This window comes from Rhodovulum sulfidophilum DSM 1374, from assembly GCF_001633165.1.
In the GTDB taxonomy this organism is placed as follows: domain Bacteria; phylum Pseudomonadota; class Alphaproteobacteria; order Rhodobacterales; family Rhodobacteraceae; genus Rhodovulum; species Rhodovulum sulfidophilum.
The window spans coordinates 3,787,643-3,807,119 of sequence record NZ_CP015418.1 but is presented as its reverse complement, the minus strand read 5'-3'; the positions used below and the strand labels follow the sequence as shown (position 1 = coordinate 3,807,119).

At 67.9% G+C, this 19,477-nt stretch carries 24 protein-coding genes; 20 read left to right on the top strand and 4 right to left on the bottom strand.

Features of this window, described 5'->3' with window-relative positions; genetic code table 11:
• The first annotated feature begins 1 nt into the window (after position 1).
• The 13 genes from cybH (at position 2) to hypE (ending at position 10,055) form a co-directional block, all read left to right on the top strand.
• Entirely contained in the window at positions 2-796 is a 795-nt protein-coding gene (cybH, locus tag A6W98_RS17760; RefSeq protein ID WP_042463896.1) for a Ni/Fe-hydrogenase, b-type cytochrome subunit, read from the top strand.
• A gap of 210 nt (positions 797-1,006) precedes the next feature.
• The gene (locus tag A6W98_RS17755) at positions 1,007-1,645 is read left to right on the top strand and encodes a HyaD/HybD family hydrogenase maturation endopeptidase (protein ID WP_042463894.1); all 639 of its coding nucleotides are present in this window, start codon (positions 1,007-1,009) and stop codon (positions 1,643-1,645) included.
• Positions 1,645-1,956: a HypC/HybG/HupF family hydrogenase formation chaperone gene (locus A6W98_RS17750; RefSeq protein ID WP_042463892.1), complete on the top strand. Its 312-nt coding sequence runs from the start codon at positions 1,645-1,647 to the stop codon at positions 1,954-1,956. Before A6W98_RS17755 ends, A6W98_RS17750 begins: the two co-directional genes overlap by 1 nt.
• A gap of 5 nt (positions 1,957-1,961) precedes the next feature.
• Positions 1,962-2,339, top strand: a complete 378-nt coding sequence (locus A6W98_RS17745) for a thioredoxin domain-containing protein (RefSeq protein WP_042465356.1) — start codon at positions 1,962-1,964, stop codon at positions 2,337-2,339.
• Between the two features lie 10 nt (positions 2,340-2,349).
• Positions 2,350-3,177 carry a hydrogenase expression/formation protein gene (locus A6W98_RS17740; protein WP_042463890.1) on the top strand — a complete coding sequence of 276 codons (828 nt, stop codon included), beginning with the start codon at positions 2,350-2,352 and terminating at the stop codon, positions 3,175-3,177.
• Positions 3,174-4,007 (top strand): [NiFe]-hydrogenase assembly chaperone HybE, encoded by an 834-nt coding sequence (gene hybE, locus A6W98_RS17735; RefSeq protein WP_042463888.1) that lies wholly within the window; start codon positions 3,174-3,176, stop codon positions 4,005-4,007. The genes A6W98_RS17740 and hybE overlap by 4 nt, the downstream gene beginning before the upstream one ends.
• A complete protein-coding gene (locus tag A6W98_RS17730; RefSeq protein WP_042463886.1) occupies positions 4,004-4,891 on the top strand; it encodes a hypothetical protein in 888 nt (295 codons plus the stop codon). The genes hybE and A6W98_RS17730 overlap by 4 nt, the downstream gene beginning before the upstream one ends.
• Positions 4,884-5,225 carry a hydrogenase maturation nickel metallochaperone HypA gene (gene hypA, locus A6W98_RS17725; protein ID WP_042463884.1) on the top strand — a complete coding sequence of 114 codons (342 nt, stop codon included), beginning with the start codon at positions 4,884-4,886 and terminating at the stop codon, positions 5,223-5,225. Before A6W98_RS17730 ends, hypA begins: the two co-directional genes overlap by 8 nt.
• Positions 5,225-6,103, top strand: coding sequence for a hydrogenase nickel incorporation protein HypB (gene hypB / locus A6W98_RS17720; protein ID WP_042463882.1), 879 nt, complete (start codon positions 5,225-5,227; stop codon positions 6,101-6,103). Before hypA ends, hypB begins: the two co-directional genes overlap by 1 nt.
• A complete protein-coding gene (locus tag A6W98_RS17715; protein WP_042463880.1) occupies positions 6,103-7,587 on the top strand; it encodes a sigma-54-dependent transcriptional regulator in 1,485 nt (494 codons plus the stop codon). The genes hypB and A6W98_RS17715 overlap by 1 nt, the downstream gene beginning before the upstream one ends.
• Position 7,588: 1 nt before the next feature.
• On the top strand, positions 7,589-7,879 hold the full coding sequence (gene hypC, locus A6W98_RS17710; protein WP_042463878.1) for a HypC/HybG/HupF family hydrogenase formation chaperone: 291 nt from the start codon (positions 7,589-7,591) through the stop codon (positions 7,877-7,879).
• Positions 7,876-9,018 (top strand): hydrogenase formation protein HypD, encoded by a 1,143-nt coding sequence (gene hypD, locus A6W98_RS17705; RefSeq protein WP_042463876.1) that lies wholly within the window; start codon positions 7,876-7,878, stop codon positions 9,016-9,018. Before hypC ends, hypD begins: the two co-directional genes overlap by 4 nt.
• Positions 9,015-10,055, top strand: coding sequence for a hydrogenase expression/formation protein HypE (hypE, locus tag A6W98_RS17700; protein ID WP_042463874.1), 1,041 nt, complete (start codon positions 9,015-9,017; stop codon positions 10,053-10,055). Before hypD ends, hypE begins: the two co-directional genes overlap by 4 nt.
• A gap of 21 nt (positions 10,056-10,076) precedes the next feature.
• On the opposite strand, the gene A6W98_RS17695 is transcribed toward hypE, so the two are convergent.
• The 3 genes from A6W98_RS17695 to A6W98_RS17685 form a co-directional block, all read right to left on the bottom strand.
• Complete coding sequence (locus tag A6W98_RS17695; protein ID WP_042463872.1) at positions 10,077-10,295, bottom strand: hypothetical protein; 219 nt, start codon at positions 10,293-10,295, stop codon at positions 10,077-10,079.
• Positions 10,296-10,465: 170 nt separating this feature from the next.
• Positions 10,466-11,245 carry a Bax inhibitor-1/YccA family protein gene (locus A6W98_RS17690; RefSeq protein WP_042463870.1) on the bottom strand — a complete coding sequence of 260 codons (780 nt, stop codon included), beginning with the start codon at positions 11,243-11,245 and terminating at the stop codon, positions 10,466-10,468.
• Between the two features lie 140 nt (positions 11,246-11,385).
• Positions 11,386-11,601, bottom strand: coding sequence for a DUF1127 domain-containing protein (locus A6W98_RS17685; RefSeq protein ID WP_052678106.1), 216 nt, complete (start codon positions 11,599-11,601; stop codon positions 11,386-11,388).
• A gap of 126 nt (positions 11,602-11,727) precedes the next feature.
• Between A6W98_RS17685 and A6W98_RS17680 the strand changes: the two genes are divergently transcribed.
• Positions 11,728-12,579 (top strand): LysR family transcriptional regulator, encoded by an 852-nt coding sequence (locus tag A6W98_RS17680; protein WP_042463868.1) that lies wholly within the window; start codon positions 11,728-11,730, stop codon positions 12,577-12,579.
• A gap of 9 nt (positions 12,580-12,588) precedes the next feature.
• On the opposite strand, the gene A6W98_RS17675 is transcribed toward A6W98_RS17680, so the two are convergent.
• On the bottom strand, positions 12,589-13,551 hold the full coding sequence (locus A6W98_RS17675; RefSeq protein WP_042463866.1) for an NADPH:quinone oxidoreductase family protein: 963 nt from the start codon (positions 13,549-13,551) through the stop codon (positions 12,589-12,591).
• Between the two features lie 334 nt (positions 13,552-13,885).
• On the opposite strand from A6W98_RS17675, the gene A6W98_RS17670 reads away from it, so the two are divergent.
• The 6 genes from A6W98_RS17670 to A6W98_RS17645 all read left to right on the top strand — a co-directional run bounded on the left by A6W98_RS17670 (position 13,886) and on the right by A6W98_RS17645 (position 19,472).
• Entirely contained in the window at positions 13,886-14,254 is a 369-nt protein-coding gene (locus tag A6W98_RS17670; protein ID WP_042463864.1) for a helix-turn-helix domain-containing protein, read from the top strand.
• An 88-nt stretch (positions 14,255-14,342) separates the two neighbouring features.
• Positions 14,343-15,140: a histidinol-phosphatase gene (hisN, locus tag A6W98_RS17665; RefSeq protein WP_042463861.1), complete on the top strand. Its 798-nt coding sequence runs from the start codon at positions 14,343-14,345 to the stop codon at positions 15,138-15,140.
• Positions 15,141-15,143: 3 nt separating this feature from the next.
• Positions 15,144-16,484: an 8-oxoguanine deaminase gene (locus A6W98_RS17660; protein ID WP_042463859.1), complete on the top strand. Its 1,341-nt coding sequence runs from the start codon at positions 15,144-15,146 to the stop codon at positions 16,482-16,484.
• Positions 16,485-16,680: 196 nt separating this feature from the next.
• Positions 16,681-18,066, top strand: coding sequence for a magnesium transporter (gene mgtE, locus A6W98_RS17655; RefSeq protein ID WP_042463857.1), 1,386 nt, complete (start codon positions 16,681-16,683; stop codon positions 18,064-18,066).
• Positions 18,063-18,617 (top strand): 5-formyltetrahydrofolate cyclo-ligase, encoded by a 555-nt coding sequence (locus A6W98_RS17650; protein ID WP_042463855.1) that lies wholly within the window; start codon positions 18,063-18,065, stop codon positions 18,615-18,617. The genes mgtE and A6W98_RS17650 overlap by 4 nt, the downstream gene beginning before the upstream one ends.
• 42 nt (positions 18,618-18,659) lie before the next feature.
• A complete protein-coding gene (locus A6W98_RS17645; protein WP_042465352.1) occupies positions 18,660-19,472 on the top strand; it encodes a TIGR00282 family metallophosphoesterase in 813 nt (270 codons plus the stop codon).
• The last annotated feature ends 5 nt before the right edge of the window (positions 19,473-19,477 follow it).

Below are 19,477 nucleotides of genomic sequence, written 5' to 3'. Positions count from 1 at the left end.
CATGAGCTCCAAGGACAGGACCGACATCCCGATCCATATCCCGAACCCCGAGGCGCCGACCCCGCTGGAGGCCGCGCGGCTGACCGGCGGCGCCCGCCCCGAGGATATCGCGAGCCTGCAACTGCGCACGGCCGTCTATGTCTACGAGATGCCGGTCAGGATCTGGCACTGGGTCAACGCGCTGGCGATCACCGTTCTGATCGTGACGGGCTACCTGATCGGCTCGCCGCCGCCGACGATGGAGATTTCCGAGGCCACGAACCAGTTCGTCTTCGGCTATATCCGCTTCGCCCATTTCGCCGCCGGCATGGTCATGACCTTCGCCTTCCTGGGCAGGATCTACTTCGCCTTCATCGGCAACCGGCATGCGCGCCAGCTGTTCTACATTCCGTTCTGGCGCAAGCGCTGGTGGAAGGAACTGCTTTTCGAGGCGCGCTGGTACGCCTTTCTCGAAAAGGAGCCGAAGAAGTATATCGGTCACAACCCGCTGGCCCATCTGGCGATGTTCACCTTCATCACGCTGGGCATGAGTTTCATGATCGTCACCGGCTTTGCGCTTTATGCCGAGGGGGCGGGGCAGGGCTCGATCTATGACCGCATGTTCGGCTGGGTGCTGGGGCTTGTCGGCAATTCCCAGCGGCTGCACACGCTGCACCATCTGGGCATGTGGGCCATCACGCTTTTCGCGATCTTCCACATCTATGCGGCGATCCGCGAAGACATCATGTCGCGTCAGTCCATGATCACCACCATGATCTCCGGCTGGCGGACCTTCAAGGACAACCGGGTGGAGTGAGAGGCCGCCAGGATCCCGGGCTGCGGGCGCCGCTGCGCCCGCGGCTTCGGAACAGGACGGGCGGGCGCGCCATGCGGCAGGGCCCTGTCCCGGGAGAGGCCGGAAAGGCACGGAACCGACAGGGCCTTTCCGCCGCATCCGAGAAACCTATTTTCGCCGAAGCCGGGGCGCAGGGCCGTCCCGCTGCCGGCGCCGCCGAGGGAGGACCCAATGCCAGCCGCGACTGACCGCCTCACGCTGATCCTCGGGATCGGAAATGTGCTCTGGGCCGATGAGGGCTTCGGGCCCCGCTGTCTCGAGGCGCTGGCCGAGAACCATGCCTTCGATGCCGGGGTGCGGCTGCTCGATGGCGGCACCCAGGGGCTTTACCTTCTGCCCTTCCTCGAAGAGGCCGACGATCTTCTGATCTTCGATGCGGTCGATTACGGGTTGCCGCCCGGCACCCTCAAGATCGTCCGCGACGCCGATGTGCCCGCCTTCATGGGTGCCAAGAAGATGAGCCTGCATCAGACCGGCTTTCAGGATGTGCTGGCCACGGCCGCGCTGGTCGGCTGCCTTCCGTCGCGCATGACCCTGATCGGCTGCCAGCCCGCCGAGCTGGAGGATTACGGTGGCGGACTGACCCCGACGGTTGCCGCGCGTCTGCCCGAGGCCCTGTCCGCGGCGCTGGCCGAACTGGACGGATGGGGCGTCGCGGCGCGGCCGGGTCGTACCGTCTCGGCAGATCTGGCCGACCCCTCGATCCGCCGCGACGCCTATGAGACCGGCCGCCCTCCGGCCGAGCTTGCCTGCCGCTCGGGCGATGACCGCTTCTTCCCGGGCGCGGACGGCACCGGGCGGGCCGGCTGATGTGCGTGGGCGCGCCGATGCGGCTGAGCACGGTTGACGGCATTGTCGGGCGGACCGGGGACGGGACGCTGATCGACCTGTCGCTGACCCCCGATCTTCGCCCGGGCGACTGGGTGCTGACCTTTCTCGGCGCCGCGCGCGAGCGGCTCGATCCCGACGAGGCGCAGAAGATCCTCGCCGCGCTCGAGGGGCTGCGCGCGGTGATGGCGGGCGGCTCGGCGGGCGATGCCTTCGCCGATATCGACGCCCGCGAACCGACCCTTCCGCCCCATTTGCAGGCCGCTCTGGCGGCCGGCGCTGCCCAGGGATGACCGCCATGACCCACCCGCTGATCGCCCGTCTCGAAACCGACCTCGGCTGGCCGCGACTGGCCACCATCGCCGAACTCGAGGCCTTCACCCATGCGCCGGGCCTTCATTGCCTGTTTGTCCCGGGCGACCCCGTGCGCAACCTCGAGACCGCCGATGCGGCGGTGATCCTGCCCGAGCTGCGGCAGGCCTTTCAGGACGCCTTCGACTGCGCCATCGTCGACGATGCGATCGAGGCGAGGCTGCGCGAGGCGACCCGGGCGCTGAAGACCCCGGGCTTTGTCTTCTACCGCGAGGGGCGGCTTCTGGGCGATATCCAGAAGATCCGCGACTGGGACGATTACCTGACCCGCATCGCGCATATCCTGTCGCTGACCGAGGCCTGAGGAGGACCGTATGGTTTCGAATTTCCACCTGCCCCCGACCGGCTTCGGCCCCGGCTCGCAACCCGCCGATGAGGATATGGGCTACATGCAGATGCCCTCGGGCATGCGGACCTATGCCCCGCATCTGCCCGAGATCGCCGATGCCGATGCGGCGGGCCCGGCGCTTGCGCTGCTGACGCGGGTCGCCGCCGCCTGCGACCGTGCCGCCGCGACCGGCGAGGGCGAGGCGTTCCGGCTGAGCGACCTGCCGCCGGATGCGCGCCGCCTGCTGGCCGAGACGCTGGGGCAGGGCGAGGTCTCGGTGCGCATCGGCGGCATCGCTCCGGTCGCGGCGCAGGAAAGCGTCTTTGCCGGGGTCTGGTGCGTGCTGGGCGAGGGCATCGACCGGATCGAGGTCGGTGCGGTGCCTGCCTGCGCCCGCATGGCCTGCGCGCCCGAAGGCGCGGCCTTGGGGCTCGCGGCGCCGAAGGGCCCCGATGTCTTCAATGCCCCGGCGCTTCTGGTCGAGCTTCTCGATCACGCGCAAGCCTGGCAGGCGGGTCAGCCGCCGCACGTCGTCAATCTCACGCTGCTGCCGCATACCGAGGGCGATCTGCTGTGGCTCGACGCGGCGCTGGGCGCGGGGGCGGTCACGATCCTGTCGCGCGGCTACGGCAATTGCCGGGTCGCGGCCACCGCCACGCCGAATGTCTGGCGGGTGCAGTTCTTCAACTCGATGGACAGCCTGATCCTCGACACCTTCGAGGTGACCGAGATGCCGGAGGTGGCGCTGGCGGCGCCCGAGGACCTGACGGACAGCGCCGCGCGTCTTCGCGAAGTGCTGGAGGCGATCCGATGAGCGCGGGTTTCGAGGGCAGCTATGGCGGCCGCGCCGACCGGATCAGTTCGGCCGCGGTGATGGAATGCAAGATCTGCTGGACGGTCTACGATCCGGCTCTGGGCGACGAGTTCCGCCAGATCCTGCCCGGAACCCCCTTCGCAGCGCTGCCGGAGGACTGGACCTGCCCGACCTGCGACGCACCGGCGGCGCAGTTCATGGTCCGGGACGATCCCGGAGCCGCGGATGCGGCAAGCCGACCCGGAGCCCGTGATGCGGCAAGCTGGCTGGCCGGGCGCGTCGCCGCGCTCGAGGCCGAGTTCCGCGAGATCTGGCATGGAAAGATGCGCGACGTGCCGCTGGTCAACGCTTCGCTGCATGTCGAGGCGGTGGGGTTCGCGCTTTATGACGGGCGCCCGCTCGGGGTGCTGGTGGCGCCCTGGTTCATGAACCTGTTCCTGCTGCCCGCGGAGGACGAGGACTGGTCGGATCTGACGCCGGGCGCGAAGGAGGTGCTGGACTTTCCCTCCGGCAGCTACGAGTTCATCCATAATGTCCGGCCCATGGTGGGCGGCTACAAGGCCTGCTCGCTGTTCTCGCCGATGACCGATTTTGCCAGCCAGCTGCAGGCCGTCGACGTCGCCCGCGCGGTGACGGTCGAGCTGTTCAAGGCCGAGAATCTCGAGGAGACCGACCGCGCCGCCGAGATCCGCAGCACCCGCGAGGCCGAGCTTGCGGCGGCCGAACCCGCCTGCGAGGCAGAGGAGGGGGCCGCCGATGAGCCCCCCGCCGTTCCGACCCGTCGCGCGGTGATTTCGGGCGGGCTTGCCACGGAAGCGCCGGGGGAGTGACGACGGCGCTTCATATCGCATTGGGCGCGGCCGGCCCCCGGATCGTGCCGCCGGCCCCGGTCCCGGTCGAGGCGTTGCTTCTGAACCGGAAGGTCGAGGAGGCCGCCGCGCTAATGCCGCGCATCTTTGGTCTCTGCCGCGCCGCGCAATCTCTTGGCGCGCGTGCGGCGCTGGGGCTGCCGGTCCGGCCCGAGGACCGGGTCGCGCTGGCCGACGAGATCCTGCGCGAGCATCTGATGCGGTTCTTCGTGTTCTGGCCGCGGCGCCTGGGCCTTCCTTCCACGCCGCTGCCTTCTCAGGAACGGATGGCCGAGGCGGTGTTCGGCCCCGTGGCGCGCTGCCCCGGGCCCGGCGCGCTTGACGACTGGCTGGTCTCTGGCGCGGGGGTCGCCCCCGTTCTGGCCGCGATCGCGGTGCGGTTCGGGCCGGGCGAGGCGGTGGCCGATCTGCCGGCCGCGACCGCAGAGAGCCTGGCGAGCAGCGCGGCGCAGGAGAATTCGCCCTGGCTGCGTCACCGCGACAGTTCGCTTCTGGCCGGGATCGCCGCGCGGTTCGGGCGCGGCCCGCTCTGGCGCGCGGCGGGGCGGCTTGTCGATCTCGAGGCCTGTCTGACCGGGCGTCTGGCGCCCGAGGCCGACAGTCGGCCCGGCCCGGTCCTCGTGCCGACGGCAAGGGGCATCTGCGCGCTGTCGGCCAGGGTATGCGAGGGGCGGGTCTCGTCCTTTCGCCGCTGGACGCCGACCGATCATCTGCTGGCCCGGGGCGGCGTGCTCGAGCGCGCGCTGGCCAGCCTGCCGTTGGCGCGGGTCGAACTGGCGCCGCTTGTCGTCGACATTCTCGACCCTTGCCTGCCGGTTTATTTCGAGGAGGCCGCCGATGCATGAGATGTCGCTTTGCGAGGGGATCCGCGGGATCGTCGAGGATCAGGCCCGGGCGCATGGTTTCGCGACGGTTCGGGTGCTGCGGCTGGAAATCGGACGCTTTGCCGGGGTCGAGAAACCGGCACTGGAATTCGCCTTCGATGTGGTGATGCGGGGCAGCCCGGCCGAAGGCGCGCGGCTCGAGATGATCGACCTGCCGGGCCGGGCGATGTGTTACGATTGCGCGGAGGAGGTCGAGATCGAGAACCGGCTCGACCCCTGTCCGCGCTGCGGCGGCGGCAAGCTGATGCCGGTGGCGGGCGATGAAATGCGGATCAAGGATATGGAGGTGGTGTGATGTGTACGGTTTGCGGCTGCGGCGGCGCGACGGTGGAAGGGCAGGCAGAGGGACAGTCCCACGGGTCCCATCACCATGCCCATGGGCACGGTTCCCATCATCACCACGATCACGCCCATGATCACCACGCGCATCACCACCATGGCGAGCATGGCGATCTGCATTACGGCGAGGGCGCGGCCGGGGTCTCTGTGCCGGGCATGTCGCAATCCCGGCTGATCGAGATCGAGACCGACATCCTGTCCAAGAACGATGCCATCGCCAGCGGCAACCGCCGCGTGCTGAGGGCGCTGGGCGCGTTTGCGGTCAATCTGGTCTCCTCGCCCGGCTCGGGCAAGACGACGCTTCTGTGCCGGACCATCGAGATGCTGGGCGACCGGCCGCTGGCGGTGATCGAGGGCGATCAGCAGACCTCGAACGATGCCGACCGCATCCGCGCGACCGGTGCGCGGGCGATCCAGGTCAATACCGGCAAGGGCTGCCATCTCGACGCCCATATGGTCGGCCATGCGATGGATCATCTCGAGCTGGAGCGCGGCGCGCTGCTCTTCATCGAGAATGTCGGCAATCTGGTCTGTCCGGCGGGATTCGATCTGGGCGAGAATGCCAAGGTGGCGATCCTCTCGGTGACCGAAGGCGAGGACAAGCCGCTGAAATATCCCGACATGTTCACGGTTGCCCGGCTGGCGATCCTGAACAAGACCGATCTGGCGCCGCATTGCGATGTCGATCTCGATCTCTACGAGGCCAATCTCAGGCGGGTCAATCCGGACATCGAGATCCTGCGGGTCTCGGCCCGCACCGGCGAGGGCATGCCGGCCTGGCTCGACTGGCTCGATGCGCATTCTGCCGGAAAGGCTGCCGGGGCCGCGGTCTGATGGCGCCTGCCAGCCCCCGCCCGGCGGTGCTGCTCGTCGATGACGAGCCGCATTCGCTGGCGGCGATGCGGATGGCGCTGGAGGACGAGTTCGAGGTGCTGACCGCGGCCGATGCCGCGGAGGCGCTGGCGATCCTCGAGGATGAATGGGTGCAGGTGATCTTCTGCGACCAGCGCATGCCCGGCCGAAGCGGTGTCGAATTCCTGACCGAGGTGCGCGAACGCTGGCCCGAGACGCTGCGCCTGATCGTGACCGGGTATACCGACAGCGCGGCCATGGTGGCGGCGATCAACGAGGCGGGCATCCACCAGATCCTGACCAAGCCCTGGCATCCCGACCAGCTTCTGATCGCGGCCCGGAACGCGGCGCGGCTGTTTCGGCTGTCGCGCGAGAACGAGCGGATGGCGCTCGAGATGCGGCTTCTGGCCACCACCGCCGAGTCGCGGGTCGAGAAGCGGCGCAAGGCGCTGCGCGAGGGCATGGGCTTCGAGACCGTGCTGCGCGCGGCCAATTCGCCGATGGGCGCGGTGGTGCAGATGGCGGGGCGGTTTGCCGGCTTCGACCTGCCGGTGGTGCTGACGGGCGAGCCCGGCACCGGCAAGGCACAGCTTGCGCGTGCCATGCATTATGCCTCGCTCCGGTCCGACAAGCCGTTCTACGACCTCAACCTGGCCGGTCTGCCCGAGGATCTGGCCGCGATCGAGCTGATGGGCGCCAAGCGCGGTGTGCTGGCGGGCGGCGTCGCCCGGGTCGGGCTGATGCAGAAGGCCGATCGCGGGACGCTTTATCTCGGCGGGATCGAGACCGCGCCGCCGGGGCTGCAGCTGACGCTGTTGCGGGTTCTGACCGAGGGCGCCTTCACCCCGGTCGGCGGGCAGGAAACGGTCGCCACCAATCTCAGGCTCATCTGCGGCGCGGGCACCGATCTGAAGGCCTTGGTGGCCGCGGGCCGGTTCCGGGGCGATCTTTACTATGCGCTGGCGGCGGGCGAGATCGCGGTGCCGCCGCTCCGCGCCCGGCGCGGCGACATCGCGCTTTTGGCCCAGGCCAAGCTGGCCGAGCTGTCGCAGGCCCATGGCAAGCCGGTGCACGGGCTCGACGAGGCGGCGCTGGAATTTCTGGAAAACTACGACTGGCCCGGCAATCTGCGCGAGCTGCGCAACGAGATCGCGCGGATGCTGGTTATGGCCCGCGAAAGTGTGCTGGGGGCCGATCTGATCTCGCGCCACATCCTGCAGGCGCCGCCGGGCGAAGAGGGCGCCGACCGCTCGGCCGATGCGGTTCTGACCGCGGCCGGGACGCTGAAGGACCGGGTCGAGCTGATGGAGATGCGGATCCTGCGCGAGACGCTGACCCGCCACCGTTGGAACAAGAGCCGCGCGGCCGCCGAACTGGGCCTGTCGCGGGTGGGATTGCGGGCCAAGCTCGAGCGCTACGGGATCGTCGGTCCCGCAGGCCGGGTCGCCCAGGACGAGGAGGACTGACATGTGTCTGGGAATTCCCGGCCGCATCGTGGCGGTGACCGATGAGCACCGCATGATGGCGCTGGCCGAGGTGTCGGGGGTGCGCCGCGAGGTCAATGTGGCTTGCATTCTGGACGGCGCCATCGAGGATCTCTTGGGTGAATGGGCGCTGATCCATGTGGGCTTTGCCATGGCCCGGATCGATCCGGACGAGGCCGCCAAGACCTTGCAGGCGCTGCAGGATCTGGGCGAGGCGCAGGAAGCGGCCGAGGCCATGGCCGAGGGCGCGAAGGCGCTGGAGGGGCAGGGATGAAATACGCGACCGAATTCCGCGATCCGAAGGCCGCGAAGGCTGTTCTGGCCCGCATCGCCGAGTTGGCCGACGAGATCGGCGCGACAAGGGCGAAGCCCGTCCACATCATGGAGATCTGCGGCGGCCATACCCATGCGATCTTCCGCTACGGGCTCGACAAGCTGGTGCATGACGGCATCGAATTCATCCACGGCCCCGGCTGCCCGGTCTGCGTGCTGCCGATGTCGCGCGTCGACGAATGCGTCGAGATCGCCCTTCGTCCGGGCGTCATCTTCACCACCTTCGGCGATGCGATGCGGGTGCCGGGCACGAAGATGTCGCTGATGCAGGCCAAGGCCGCGGGGGCCGATATCCGCATGGTCTACTCGCCGCTCGACGCGCTGGAACTGGCGCGCCGCAACCCGGACCGCCAGGTGGTCTTCTTCGGCCTCGGCTTCGAGACGACGACGCCCTCGACCGCGCTGTCGATCCAGCAGGCCGCGCGCGAGGGGCTGGAGAATTTCAGCGTCTTCTGCAACCACATCACCGTGCCCGAACCGATCAGGGCGCTGCTGGACGATCCGCATATGGTGCTGGACGGTTTTGTCGGGCCGGGCCATGTGTCGATGGTGATCGGCACCCATCCTTACGATTTCATCGCGCGGGATTACGGCAAGCCCATCGTCGTCGCGGGGTTCGAGCCTCTGGACCTGTTGCAATCGGTGCTGATGGTGCTGATCCAGATCCGCGACGGTCGGGCCGAGGTGGAAAACCAGTATGCCCGCGTGGTGCCCGAGCACGGGAACCCGGTCAGCCTGGCCGCCATCGCCGATGTCTATGAAAAACGTCCCTCCTTCGAGTGGCGGGGCCTGGGCGAGATCGACCATTCGGGGCTTCGCATCCGCGCGAAATATCGCGCCTATGATGCCGAAGAGACATTCGGCATCGGCTATGCCGCGGGCCCGCGTTTCGTGGCCGAGCCCGAGGGCTGTGCCTGCGGGCAGGTGATGACCGGCCGGATCAAGCCCACCGCCTGTACGCAATTCGGAAGCGGCTGCACGCCCGAGATGCCCTTGGGCGCCCTTATGGTCAGTTCCGAAGGGGCCTGCGCGGCCTATTGGCAATATGGCGGGGCCCGCGCGACGGAGGCGACGGAATGAATATTCCGACCCGGACGCGGCTGCGCGATACCCATGTGACGCTGTCGCATGGCGGTGGCGGGCGCGCGATGCGCGATCTGATCGATGAGGTCTTCGCCTCTGCCTTCCGGCCCGACGCGATGGAGGATCAGGCGCGGCTGTCGGATGCGGCGCTGGCCGAGCCCGGCGCGCGGCTGGCCATGACCACCGACGGTTTCGTGGTGACGCCGCTGGAATTTCCCGGCGGCGATATCGGCAAGCTCGCGATCTGCGGCACGGTCAACGATCTGGCGGTGGGGGGCGCGCGGCCCCTGTGGTTGTCGGCGGCCTTCATCATCGAGGAGGGCACCGAGATCGCTCTTCTGCGCCGGATCGCGGCGACGATGGCGGCCGAGGCCGAGGCCGCGGGGGTGCGGATCGTGACCGGCGATACCAAGGTCGTGGGGCGCGGCGCGGCTGACGGGGTTTTCGTGACGACGACCGGCGTTGGCGTGATCCCGCCGGGGCGCGATCTGGCGGCGACGCATATCCGTCCCGGAGACGTGGCCATCGTCAACGGTGTCCTCGGCGATCATGGCGCCACGATCCTGGCCGCGCGGGGTGATCTGGCACTGTCGACCGATATCCGGTCCGACTGTCAGGCGCTGGGCCATCTGATGGAGGCGGTGATTGCGGCCGCTTCCGGCACGCGGGCCGCGCGGGATGCGACGCGGGGCGGCTTGGCCGCGGCGCTGAACGAGATGGCCGAGACGGCGGGCGTGGGGGTCGAGATCGAGGAGGAGGCGCTGCCCTTGCGCGACGAGGTCAAGGGGCTGTGCGAGATCCTCGGGCTCGACCCGCTTTACCTCGCGAATGAGGGGACGCTTGTCCTGTTCGTGCCCGAAGCCGAGGCCGAGGCGGCCCTTGCCGCGATGCGGGACCGGCCCGAGGGTCGGGGCGCCGTCATTGTTGGCCGGGCGACCGCGGATCATCCCGGCCAGGTCCGGATGCGCACCGTTTTTGGCGGGGCGCGTATCGTCGACATGCTGGTGGGCGAGCAACTGCCGCGCATCTGCTGACCCCGGCGGGGCGCCTTCTCTTCAGAAACGGTGCGGCGGCCGGGCGCCCGGCAGGGAACGGCCGCCCGGGGCGCCGCGCCATCCGCCGCGGAACAGCTCGAAGAGCACCCCTTCGGCGGTTTCGGCAAAGGCGGTATCCCAATCCCTGGCAAAGACCCTGAGCGTCGCGAGACAGGCACCGGTCCTCTCTGCGAGGGCTGTGCGCGCGCGCCCGGCGCGGCGGTCGAACAGGGGTCGCATCGGTCGTCCTCCCTTCTTCGAGACTCAATCCTTACTGTTTTTATCAATTAATATTGCCTGCCGCGCAATCCCCTTTGGTTTTGCCGCGCGCAGTGGCTGCTGCGCATGAAAAAACCCGCCGAACGCGGGGTCCGGCGGGTCTGGAAAGATCGGGTCCTGATACGGCTAGGTTACTCGCGGTTGCCGAGGAACTGCAGCAGGAACATGAACAGGTTGATGAAGTCGAGATAGAGGCTCAGCGCGCCCATGATCGCCGACTTGCCCAGCCACTCGCTATCCATCGACTGCGCATGCTGAAGGTAGTCGGTCTTGATCCGCTGGGTGTCATAGGCGGTCAGGCCGGCGAAGATCAGGACGCCGAGCGCCGACACTGCGAACATGATCGCGGGCGAGGCCAGGAAGATGTTGACGATCGAGGCCACCACGAGGCCGATCACGCCCATGATCAGGAACGAACCCCAGCCCGAGATGTCCTTCTTGGTGGTGTAGCCCCAGAGCGACAGACCGGCGAAGGCGATCGCGGTCACAAGGAAGGTCTGGACGATCGACATGCCGGTGAAGACCAGGAAGATCGAGCTGATCGACAGGCCCATCACCGCGGCAAAGGCGTAGAACACCACCTGCGCGGTCGCGGCCGACATCTTGTTGATGCCCGCCGAGAAACCGAAGACGAACAGCAGCGGCGCGAACATCACCAGCCATTTCAGCGGCGACGCATAAAGCGCCTGGCCGAGCCCGGTCAGGTATTTGTCGGCGCCGATCTGCGCGACGGCGCCGGACGGATCGCTGGTCACCGCCAGCCCCGAGATCGCCCAGGCGGCCAGCGCGGTGATCAGCATGCCCACGGACATGGTGCCGTAGACCTTGTTCATATGGGCGCGAAGGCCCTCGTCGATCTGCGCGGTGCGAACGCCCGCCGCCCCGGCGCGGATCGTGTTGTAGTCAGCCATTGACAGCCTCCTCATTGGTCCAATACCGGCGGTCTAGCGCGAAAGCCCCGCCATTGTCGGGGTATATCGGCAGGGACGGGGCGCATTTCAAGCCTTGGAAGGGCAAAGGCGGGCCATTCGCCGGCGGTTTCGCGCCGTCTTTACCGCAGCCAGCTTTGCGGCACGTCCCAGGCCGAACGGCGGGCTTCGGCGCGCGCCTGTTCGGCGGTCAGGCCGATGTCGCGCAGCTGCCGGTCGTCGAGCTCGACCAGCTGGCGGCGCTGGCGCATGACGCTGAGCCCCAGGAAAATTCTCTTTGCGAGGCCGGCCCGGCCGACGTCGCGGGCCGCGCGGATATTCGTGCTGACTTGCGTCATGGGGAAACCCTTTAGTATTCTTGATGGAAAAACATCTTCCCATCATTCCTCTTGATGTTTATGCCCCGCCATGTTCCATTCTTCAAACGAATGATTGTTATGCTTTGAATCAAGGATCGTGATGAGATGCGCAATCTCGACATGACTGCCCTGCGTTCCTTCGTCGCGGTGTCGGATGCAGGAGGCGTGACGCGGGCCGCCGGGTTTCTGAATCTTACGCAATCGGCGGTGTCGATGCAGATCAAGCGGCTGGAAGAGGCGCTCGACATGCAACTGCTCGACCGCAGCGAGCGCAAGGTCAAGCTGACCGGCGCCGGCGAACAGCTGCTGAGCTATGCCCGGCGCATCCTCAGTCTCAATGACGAGGTCTATGCCCGGATGACCGCCCAGGAATACGAGGGCGAGGTGGTGGTGGGGGTGCCTCATGACATCGTCTATCCGGCGATCCCGGTGGTGCTGAACCGCTTTGCCCGCGACTTTCCGAGGGTGAAGGTCCAGCTCATCTCGTCCTACACGATGCGGCTGCGCGAAATGTTCCGGCGCGGCGATGTCGACATCATCCTGACCACCGAGGACCGCTGCGGCAAGACCGGCGAGACGCTGACCGAACTGCCGCTGGTCTGGGTCGGCGCCATCGGCGGCAGCGCCTGGAAACAGCGCCCGCTGCGGCTGGCCTATGAACATACCTGCATCTTCCGCAAGGGCGTGCAGGCGGCGCTCGACACTGCGGGCATTCCCTGGGTGATGACGGTCGACAGCGATTCGAGCCGGACCGTCGAGGCCAGCGTCAGCGCCGATCTGGCGGTCCATACCTCCGTCGACGGCGCGCTGCCGCCCTATGTCGAATGCATCCAGCATGGCGGCGCATTGCCGGATCTGATGACCACGCAGATCAACCTTTACGTCTCGGATCTTGCCGACGGGCCGGTGATCGGGGCGCTTGCCGAACTGATCCGTCAGGCCTATCGCGCGCCCTGAGGCGTCCGCTCATTCCATCGCGATCACGACCTTGCCGGTTGCCTTGCGCCGGCGCAGCAGGTCCAGCCCCTCGGCCGCGCGCTCGAGCGGAAGCACATGGCTGACATGGGGGTGAAGCCGGCCTTCGGCATGCCAGCGGAACAGCGTTGCCAGGCTGTCGGTCAGGATTTCGGGGCGGAAGCTCAGATAGCCGCCCCAGTAGAGCCCGATCACCGAGAGGTTCTTGACCAGAAGGTGGTTGGCCTTGATCTGCGGCACCTCGCCGGAGGCGAAGCCGATGGTCAGCAGGCGCCCGTCGGGGTTGCAGGCGCGCATCGCCGCGGCGAAAAGCGGGCCCCCGACCGGATCGTAGACGACATCGGCCCCGCCAAGCGCCAGGACCGCGGCGCGCAGGTCGCCCTGGTCGCTGTCGACAAGATGGTCCGCGCCCGCCGCCCGGGCCACCTCCAGGCGGTCGGCGCCGCGAGCACAGGCGATCACGGTCGCGCCCATCGCCTTGCCGATCTCGACCGCGGTCAGCCCAACCCCGCCCGCCGCGCCGGTGACCAGCAGCGTCTCGCCGGGGGCGAGCCGCGCCTTGTGCGACAGCGCCACATGCGATGTGCCATAGGCGATCTGAAAGCCCGCGGCCTCGACGAAACTCATGCCGTCGGGCAGGGGCAGGCATCGCGCGGCGGGAAAGCAGCCGGCCTCGGCCAGTCCGCCCGCCCCGGCAAAGACGGCAACCCGGGTTCCGGCGAGCCCGGGATCGACCCCCTCGCCCAGGGCCTCGACGGTGCCGGCCAGTTCCATGCCCAGCGTGGCGGGCAGGGCCGGGTGTTCCTGGTAGCGGCCTTCGATGGTCAGCAGGTCGGCGAAGTTGAGCCCGCAGGCGGCGATCCGTACCCGCACCTCGCCCGGGGCGGGGGCCGGGCAGGCGGTTTCGGTCAGGCGCGGCGGCTCGCCGATCCGCTCGAGTTGGAAAAGACGCATCGAACCCTCGTGAAATGGAGTAGACTGACAAGGCAGGCAGCTTAGCCGGATGGGGGCGACGAGGCCAGCGACCCGATATTTCGCAAATTGCAAAAGGTACCTGTCCAAAGGTTAGTTGCGAAATGCAAAGGGCCCCTTCCAGATTCGCGACACGCAACCATTGCGCGAGCTCTAACCGGGGGACTTAACCAATTTCGTGCGTCGCCCTATGACTTGGACAAATTTTAATTTCTTTACTTCTTATGCATTTGTTAGGATTGCGCTCGGGCTGTCGGCGGGTCTTGGTGGTTTGGCACGGAACTTGCTATATACACGGCGGTAGAGGAGTTCACCGATGAAACACCCAGTAGATGTCCATGTGGGCAAACGTATCCGCCACCGCCGCTGGATGGTGGGCATGACCCAGCAACAGCTTGCCGAGCGCGTGGGGATCAAGTTCCAGCAGATCCAGAAATACGAAACCGGCATGAACCGGGTCAGCGCTTCCCGTCTTTGGGATATCGCCGATGCGCTCGAAGTGCCGGTGAGCTTCTTCTTCGAAGGGCTCGATGGCCGCAGCGCCGAACAGTCGACGAACGGCATGCCCGACGATCTTCTGTCGGACAAGGAGGCGTTGGAACTCGTGCGCTCCTACTACGCCATTCCCGAGAACCAGCGGCGGCGGCTCTTCGAGCTGGCGCGGGTGTTGAGCGACGTGGCCTGAAGCCGGTGCTTGACGGACGAGCTTAGCGAGGCTAGCGCCCGGGAGGCAGGCGCGGCAGCGCGCCGTCCGCAAGTCTACCGGAGGCCGGATGACCGATTACGACGCTCGATGTCTGATCGAGACCGCCCATGCGCTGGCCGATGCCGCGCGCGAAGCGACCTTGATGTATTTCCGCAGTGCGGCCCTTGGGGTCGAAAACAAGGCCGGGCAGGGGTTTGACCCGGTAACCCGCGCCGACCGGGCCTGTGAAGCCGCGATGCGCGCCATTCTCGCCGAACGCCGCCCCGATGACGGGATACTGGGCGAGGAGCTGGACAATATTCCGTCCCGCAGCGGGTTGACCTGGGTGCTGGATCCGATCGACGGGACCCGTGGTTTCATGTGCGGCACGCCCACCTGGGGGGTCCTGATCGGGCTTGCCGATGCGACCGGTCCGATCCTGGGTGTCATCGACCAGCCCTATATCGGAGAACGCTTCCTCGGTGGTTTCGGCCGGGCCGATTTCACCGGCCCGCATGGCGGTCGTGCGCTTGCGACCGCCGCCCCGCGGCCGCTCTCCGAGGCGTCGGTCTTTTCGACCTTCCCCGAAGTCGGCAGCCCCGAGGAGGGCCGTGCCTTCGCCGCTCTGGCCGGTCAGGCGCGGTTGGTGCGCTACGGGATGGATTGTTATGCCTATGCCTTGGTGGCGATGGGCCATGTCGATCTCGTGGTCGAGGCCGGGCTGCACCCCTATGACATCCAGGCCCCGATTGCGGTGGTCGAGGCCTCTGGCGGCATCGTGACCGACTGGCAGGGCGGTCCGGCGCATGGCGGCGGTCGGGTGATCGCGGCGGCCAATCCCCGCGTTCATGCCGAGGCACTGGCGATCCTGTCGGCGGCGGCCTGACCCATGGGGCATGTGCTGATCCGGGGCGCCGAGCTGATCGTCACCATGGACGATGACCGGCGCGAACTGGCCGGGGCCGATCTGCGGCTTCGCGACGGTTGCGTGGCCGAGATCGGCTGCGGCCTCGCGCCCGAGGGGGCCGAGATCGTTCTGGCCGAGGGCTGTCTGGTGACGCCCGGGCTCGTCAATACCCACCACCACCTGTCGCAATGCCTGACCCGCGCGGTGCCGGGGGCGCAGGATGCGTTGCTGTTCGGCTGGCTGAGAACACTTTATCCGATCTGGTCGCGCTTCGGTCCCGAGGAGTTCCGGGTCTCGGCGCTGGTCGGCCTGTCCGAACTGGCGCTGTCGGGCTGCAGCATGAGTTCCGATCACCAGTATCTCTACCCGAACGGCGCGCGGCTCGACGACACCATCGCCGCGGCGCGCGAGGTGGGGCTGCGCTTTCATGCCACCCGCGGGGCCATGAGCATCGGCGAGTCGAAAGGCGGGCTGCCTCCCGACGGTCTGGTCGAAGCCGAGCCAGCGATCCTCGAGGATTGCATCCGGGTGATCGACGCCTTTCACGATCCCGATCCGGGCGCCATGATCCGGGTCGGCATCGCCCCCTGCTCGCCCTTTACGGTCAGCCCCGAACTGATGCGCGACGCGGCGTTGCTGGCGCGCGACAAGGGCGTGCGTCTGCACACGCACCTGGCGGAAAACGATGAGGATATCGCCTATTCCCTGGAACGGTTCGGCTGCCGCCCGGGGCAATATGCCGAGGATCTGGGTTGGACCGGCGACGATGTCTGGCATGCGCATTGCGTGAAGCTCGACGCGCAGGAAATTTCACTTTTCGCACAATCCGGGACCGGGGTTGCGCATTGTCCCTGTTCCAATTGCCGGCTCGGCTCCGGCATCGCCCCGGTGCGGGCGATGCGCGATGCCGGGGTGCGGGTGGGGCTTGGCGTCGACGGCTCGGCCAGCAATGACGGCGGTAGCCTGATCGGCGAGGCGCGGCAGGCGATGTTGTTGCAGCGGGTGGCGCAGGGTGCCGATGCGATGAGCGCGCGCGAGGCGCTCGAGATCGCCACCCGGGGCGGTGCCGATGTGCTGGGGCGCCCCGATTGCGGCCGTCTGGCCCCGGGCAAGCGCGCCGATCTGGCGATCTGGGACATGACCGGCATCGAGGCGGCCGGGCTCTGGGACCGGGCCGCGATCCTGTTGGCGGGTCCGAGCCGGGTCCGCGATCTTTTCGTCGAGGGGCGGCAGGTGGTGCGCGACGGTCGTATCGTCACCCATGACCTTGGTGCGGCGGTGACGGCGCAGACCCGGATCGCGCGGCGGCTGGCCGGGCTTTGATCTTGCGCGGCCTTTCGGGGCCGTGGCCGCTTCGGGCGGTCTTCGGAAACCTTCGGAAAGGTTTCTGACCGATCCTTGGGCGTGCGGCGGCGACCGGGATCAGCTTCGTGGCGCGCAGCCGGGTGTTTCCGCATCCGAGCTTGTTGCCTGCGACGGGCAATGGTTATGGTACCGACAGGGCGGCGGAAAGGCAGGCATGGAAGACGAGGTCATCGACAGGACGGACCCCGAGGAAGAGGGCTACGGTCTCGACAACCGGACGGTTGCCGCGATCCGCCTTGCCGTAGCAGCGGGCGACCGGGCCCGCCTCGGCGAGTTGCTCGAACCGTTGCACCCGGCCGACATCGCCGACCTTCTGGAACAGGTCGACAGCGGCCACCGGCGCGAGATCCTGCTGCTGGGCTCGGGCTTCTTCGATGGCGAGGTCCTGTCGGAGCTTGACGAAAGCCTGCGCGAGGAGGTCATCGCCTTCCTGCCGCGGGAGGTCCTGTCCGAGGCCGTCCGCGAGCTTGAATCCGACGACGTGGTCGACCTGCTGGAAGATCTCGACAAACCGCAGCAGGCGGTCATCCTGAATGCGCTGGAGGATGCCGACCGGCTGGCCGTCGAGCAGGCGCTGACCTATCCGGAATATTCCGCCGGCCGTCTGATGCAGCGCAAGGTGGTGCGCGCGCCCGAACACTGGACGGTGGGCGAGACCATCGACCATTTGCGCGCCCAGAAGGACGCGCTGCCCGACCAGTTCTACCATGTGATCGTGGTCGATCCGGGCATCCGGCCGGTGGGCTATGTCACGCTCGGCAAGCTTCTGGCCTCGCGCCGGTCGGTCCGGCTGAGCGAGCTTTACGAGGAAAGCTTCCGGCCCATTCCCGCGACCCAGGAGGAATCCGAGGTCGCCTATGCCTTCAACCAGTATCACCTGATCTCGGCGCCGGTGGTCGACGATGCCGGGCGTCTGGTCGGGATCATCACCATCGACGACGCCATGGCCGTTCTCGACGAGGAACATGAGGAAGACATCCTGCGGCTGGCCGGGGTCGGCGACGGCAGTCTCAGCGACCGGGTGATAGAGACCTGCCGCCAGCGTGTGCCCTGGCTGCTGGTCAATCTGGGCACCGCCATCGTCGCCTCGCTGGTGATCGCCCAGTTCGAGGCAGCGATCGCGCAGGTGGTGGCGCTGGCCGTTCTGATGCCCGTGGTTGCCTCGATGGGCGGCAATGCCGGCACCCAGTCGCTGACCGTGGCGGTCCGCGCGCTGGCGACCAAGGACCTCACCGGCTCGAACGTCTGGCGCGTGGTCCGGCGCGAGCTGGCGGTGGGGGCCATCAACGGTCTGCTCTTCGCCCTGCTGATGGGGATCGTGGGGGTCATCTGGTTCGGCTCGGGCACGCTGGCGCTGGTGATCGCGGCGGCGATGATCATCAATCTCGGGGTCGCGGCGCTGGCGGGCATTCTGGTGCCGGTCATGCTCGACCGGTGCGGGGTCGATCCGGCGCTGGCCTCGGGCACTTTCGTGACCACGGTGACCGATGTGGTGGGCTTTTTCGCCTTCCTCGGTCTCGCCTCGATGGTGTTGCTTTGATCGCCGAGGAGAAGGCAGCGCTTCGGACCGAGGCGCAGGCGCGGCGGGCAGAGGCGCATGATCCGGAGCGGGGCGCGGCGGCGCGTTCGCGGCTCGGGACGGTCCTGGCGCCGCAACGGGGCCGTCCCGCCGCGGGCTATCTGCCGATCCGGACCGAGCTGGATCCGCGCCCGGCAATGGCCGGTCTGGCCGCATCCGGGCCGGTCGGTGTGCCGGTGATCGAGGGCAGGGGGCAGCCGCTCGGCTTCCGGCTCTGGGCGCCGGACTGCGCCCTCGAAGCGGGTCCCTTCGGCGTGGCCGTCCCGGCCGGGGCGCGACCGATGGTCCCGGAGGTGCTGATCGTGCCGCTTTTGGCCTTCGACCGGCGCGGCATCCGGCTGGGCTATGGCGGCGGTTTCTACGACCGCACGCTTGCATTGTTGCGAGCCCAAGGGCCGGTTCTGGCGGTCGGGCTGGCCTATGCAGCCCAGGAAATGCCCGATCTTCCGGCCGAGCCGACCGACCTGCCGCTGGATGCCATCGTTACCGAGACGGAAGTCATCCTGCCCTAAGAGGCTTGCGCGCGCCGCCGCTCCGTCCTAGGCGTGACGGTCATGAAATTGCTGTTTCTCGGAGATGTGATGGGCCGGTCGGGCCGGTCGGCGGTGGCCGACCGTCTCGCGGCCTTGCGCGAGGCTTGGGGCCTCGATTTCGTGGTGGTCAACGGAGAGAATGCCTCCTCGGGCGCCGGGCTGACGCCAGCCCATGCCAAGGGGTTGCTCGAGGCCGGGGCCGATTGCGTGACGCTTGGCGATCATGCCTTCGACCAGAAGGACATGCTGAGCTTCATCGAGCAGGAGCCGCGTATCCTGCGGCCGCTGAACTTCGCCCGGGGCGCGCCGGGCAAGGGCGCGCGGCTGTTCAACGCCCGGGGCGGGCGCAAGGTGCTGGTGGCGCAGATCCTCGGCCAGGTCTTCATGAAACGCCCCTTCGACGACCCTTTCTCGGCCATCGAGACCGTGCTGAAGGCGCATCCGCTGGGTGGGCTTGCCCAGGCGGCGGTGGTCGATGTGCATTGCGAGGCGACCTCCGAGAAGATGGCGCTGGGGCATTATTGCGACGGCCGTGCCAGCCTTGTCGTCGGCACCCATACCCATGTGCCGACGGGCGACGCGCAGATCCTGCCCGACGGCACCGCCTATCTGACCGATGCCGGCATGTGCGGCGATTACAACTCGGTCATCGGCATGGACCGGGCCGAGCCGATGCGCCGCTTCGTCACCGGCATGTCCAAGACGCGCTTCACCCCGGCCATGGGCGAGGCGACGCTTTCGGGCGTCTATGTCGAGACCGACGACCGCACCGGCCGCGCCACGCGCGTGCGCATGATCCGCCAGGGCGGACGGCTGGAGCAGGCCGCGCCGTGACGGCA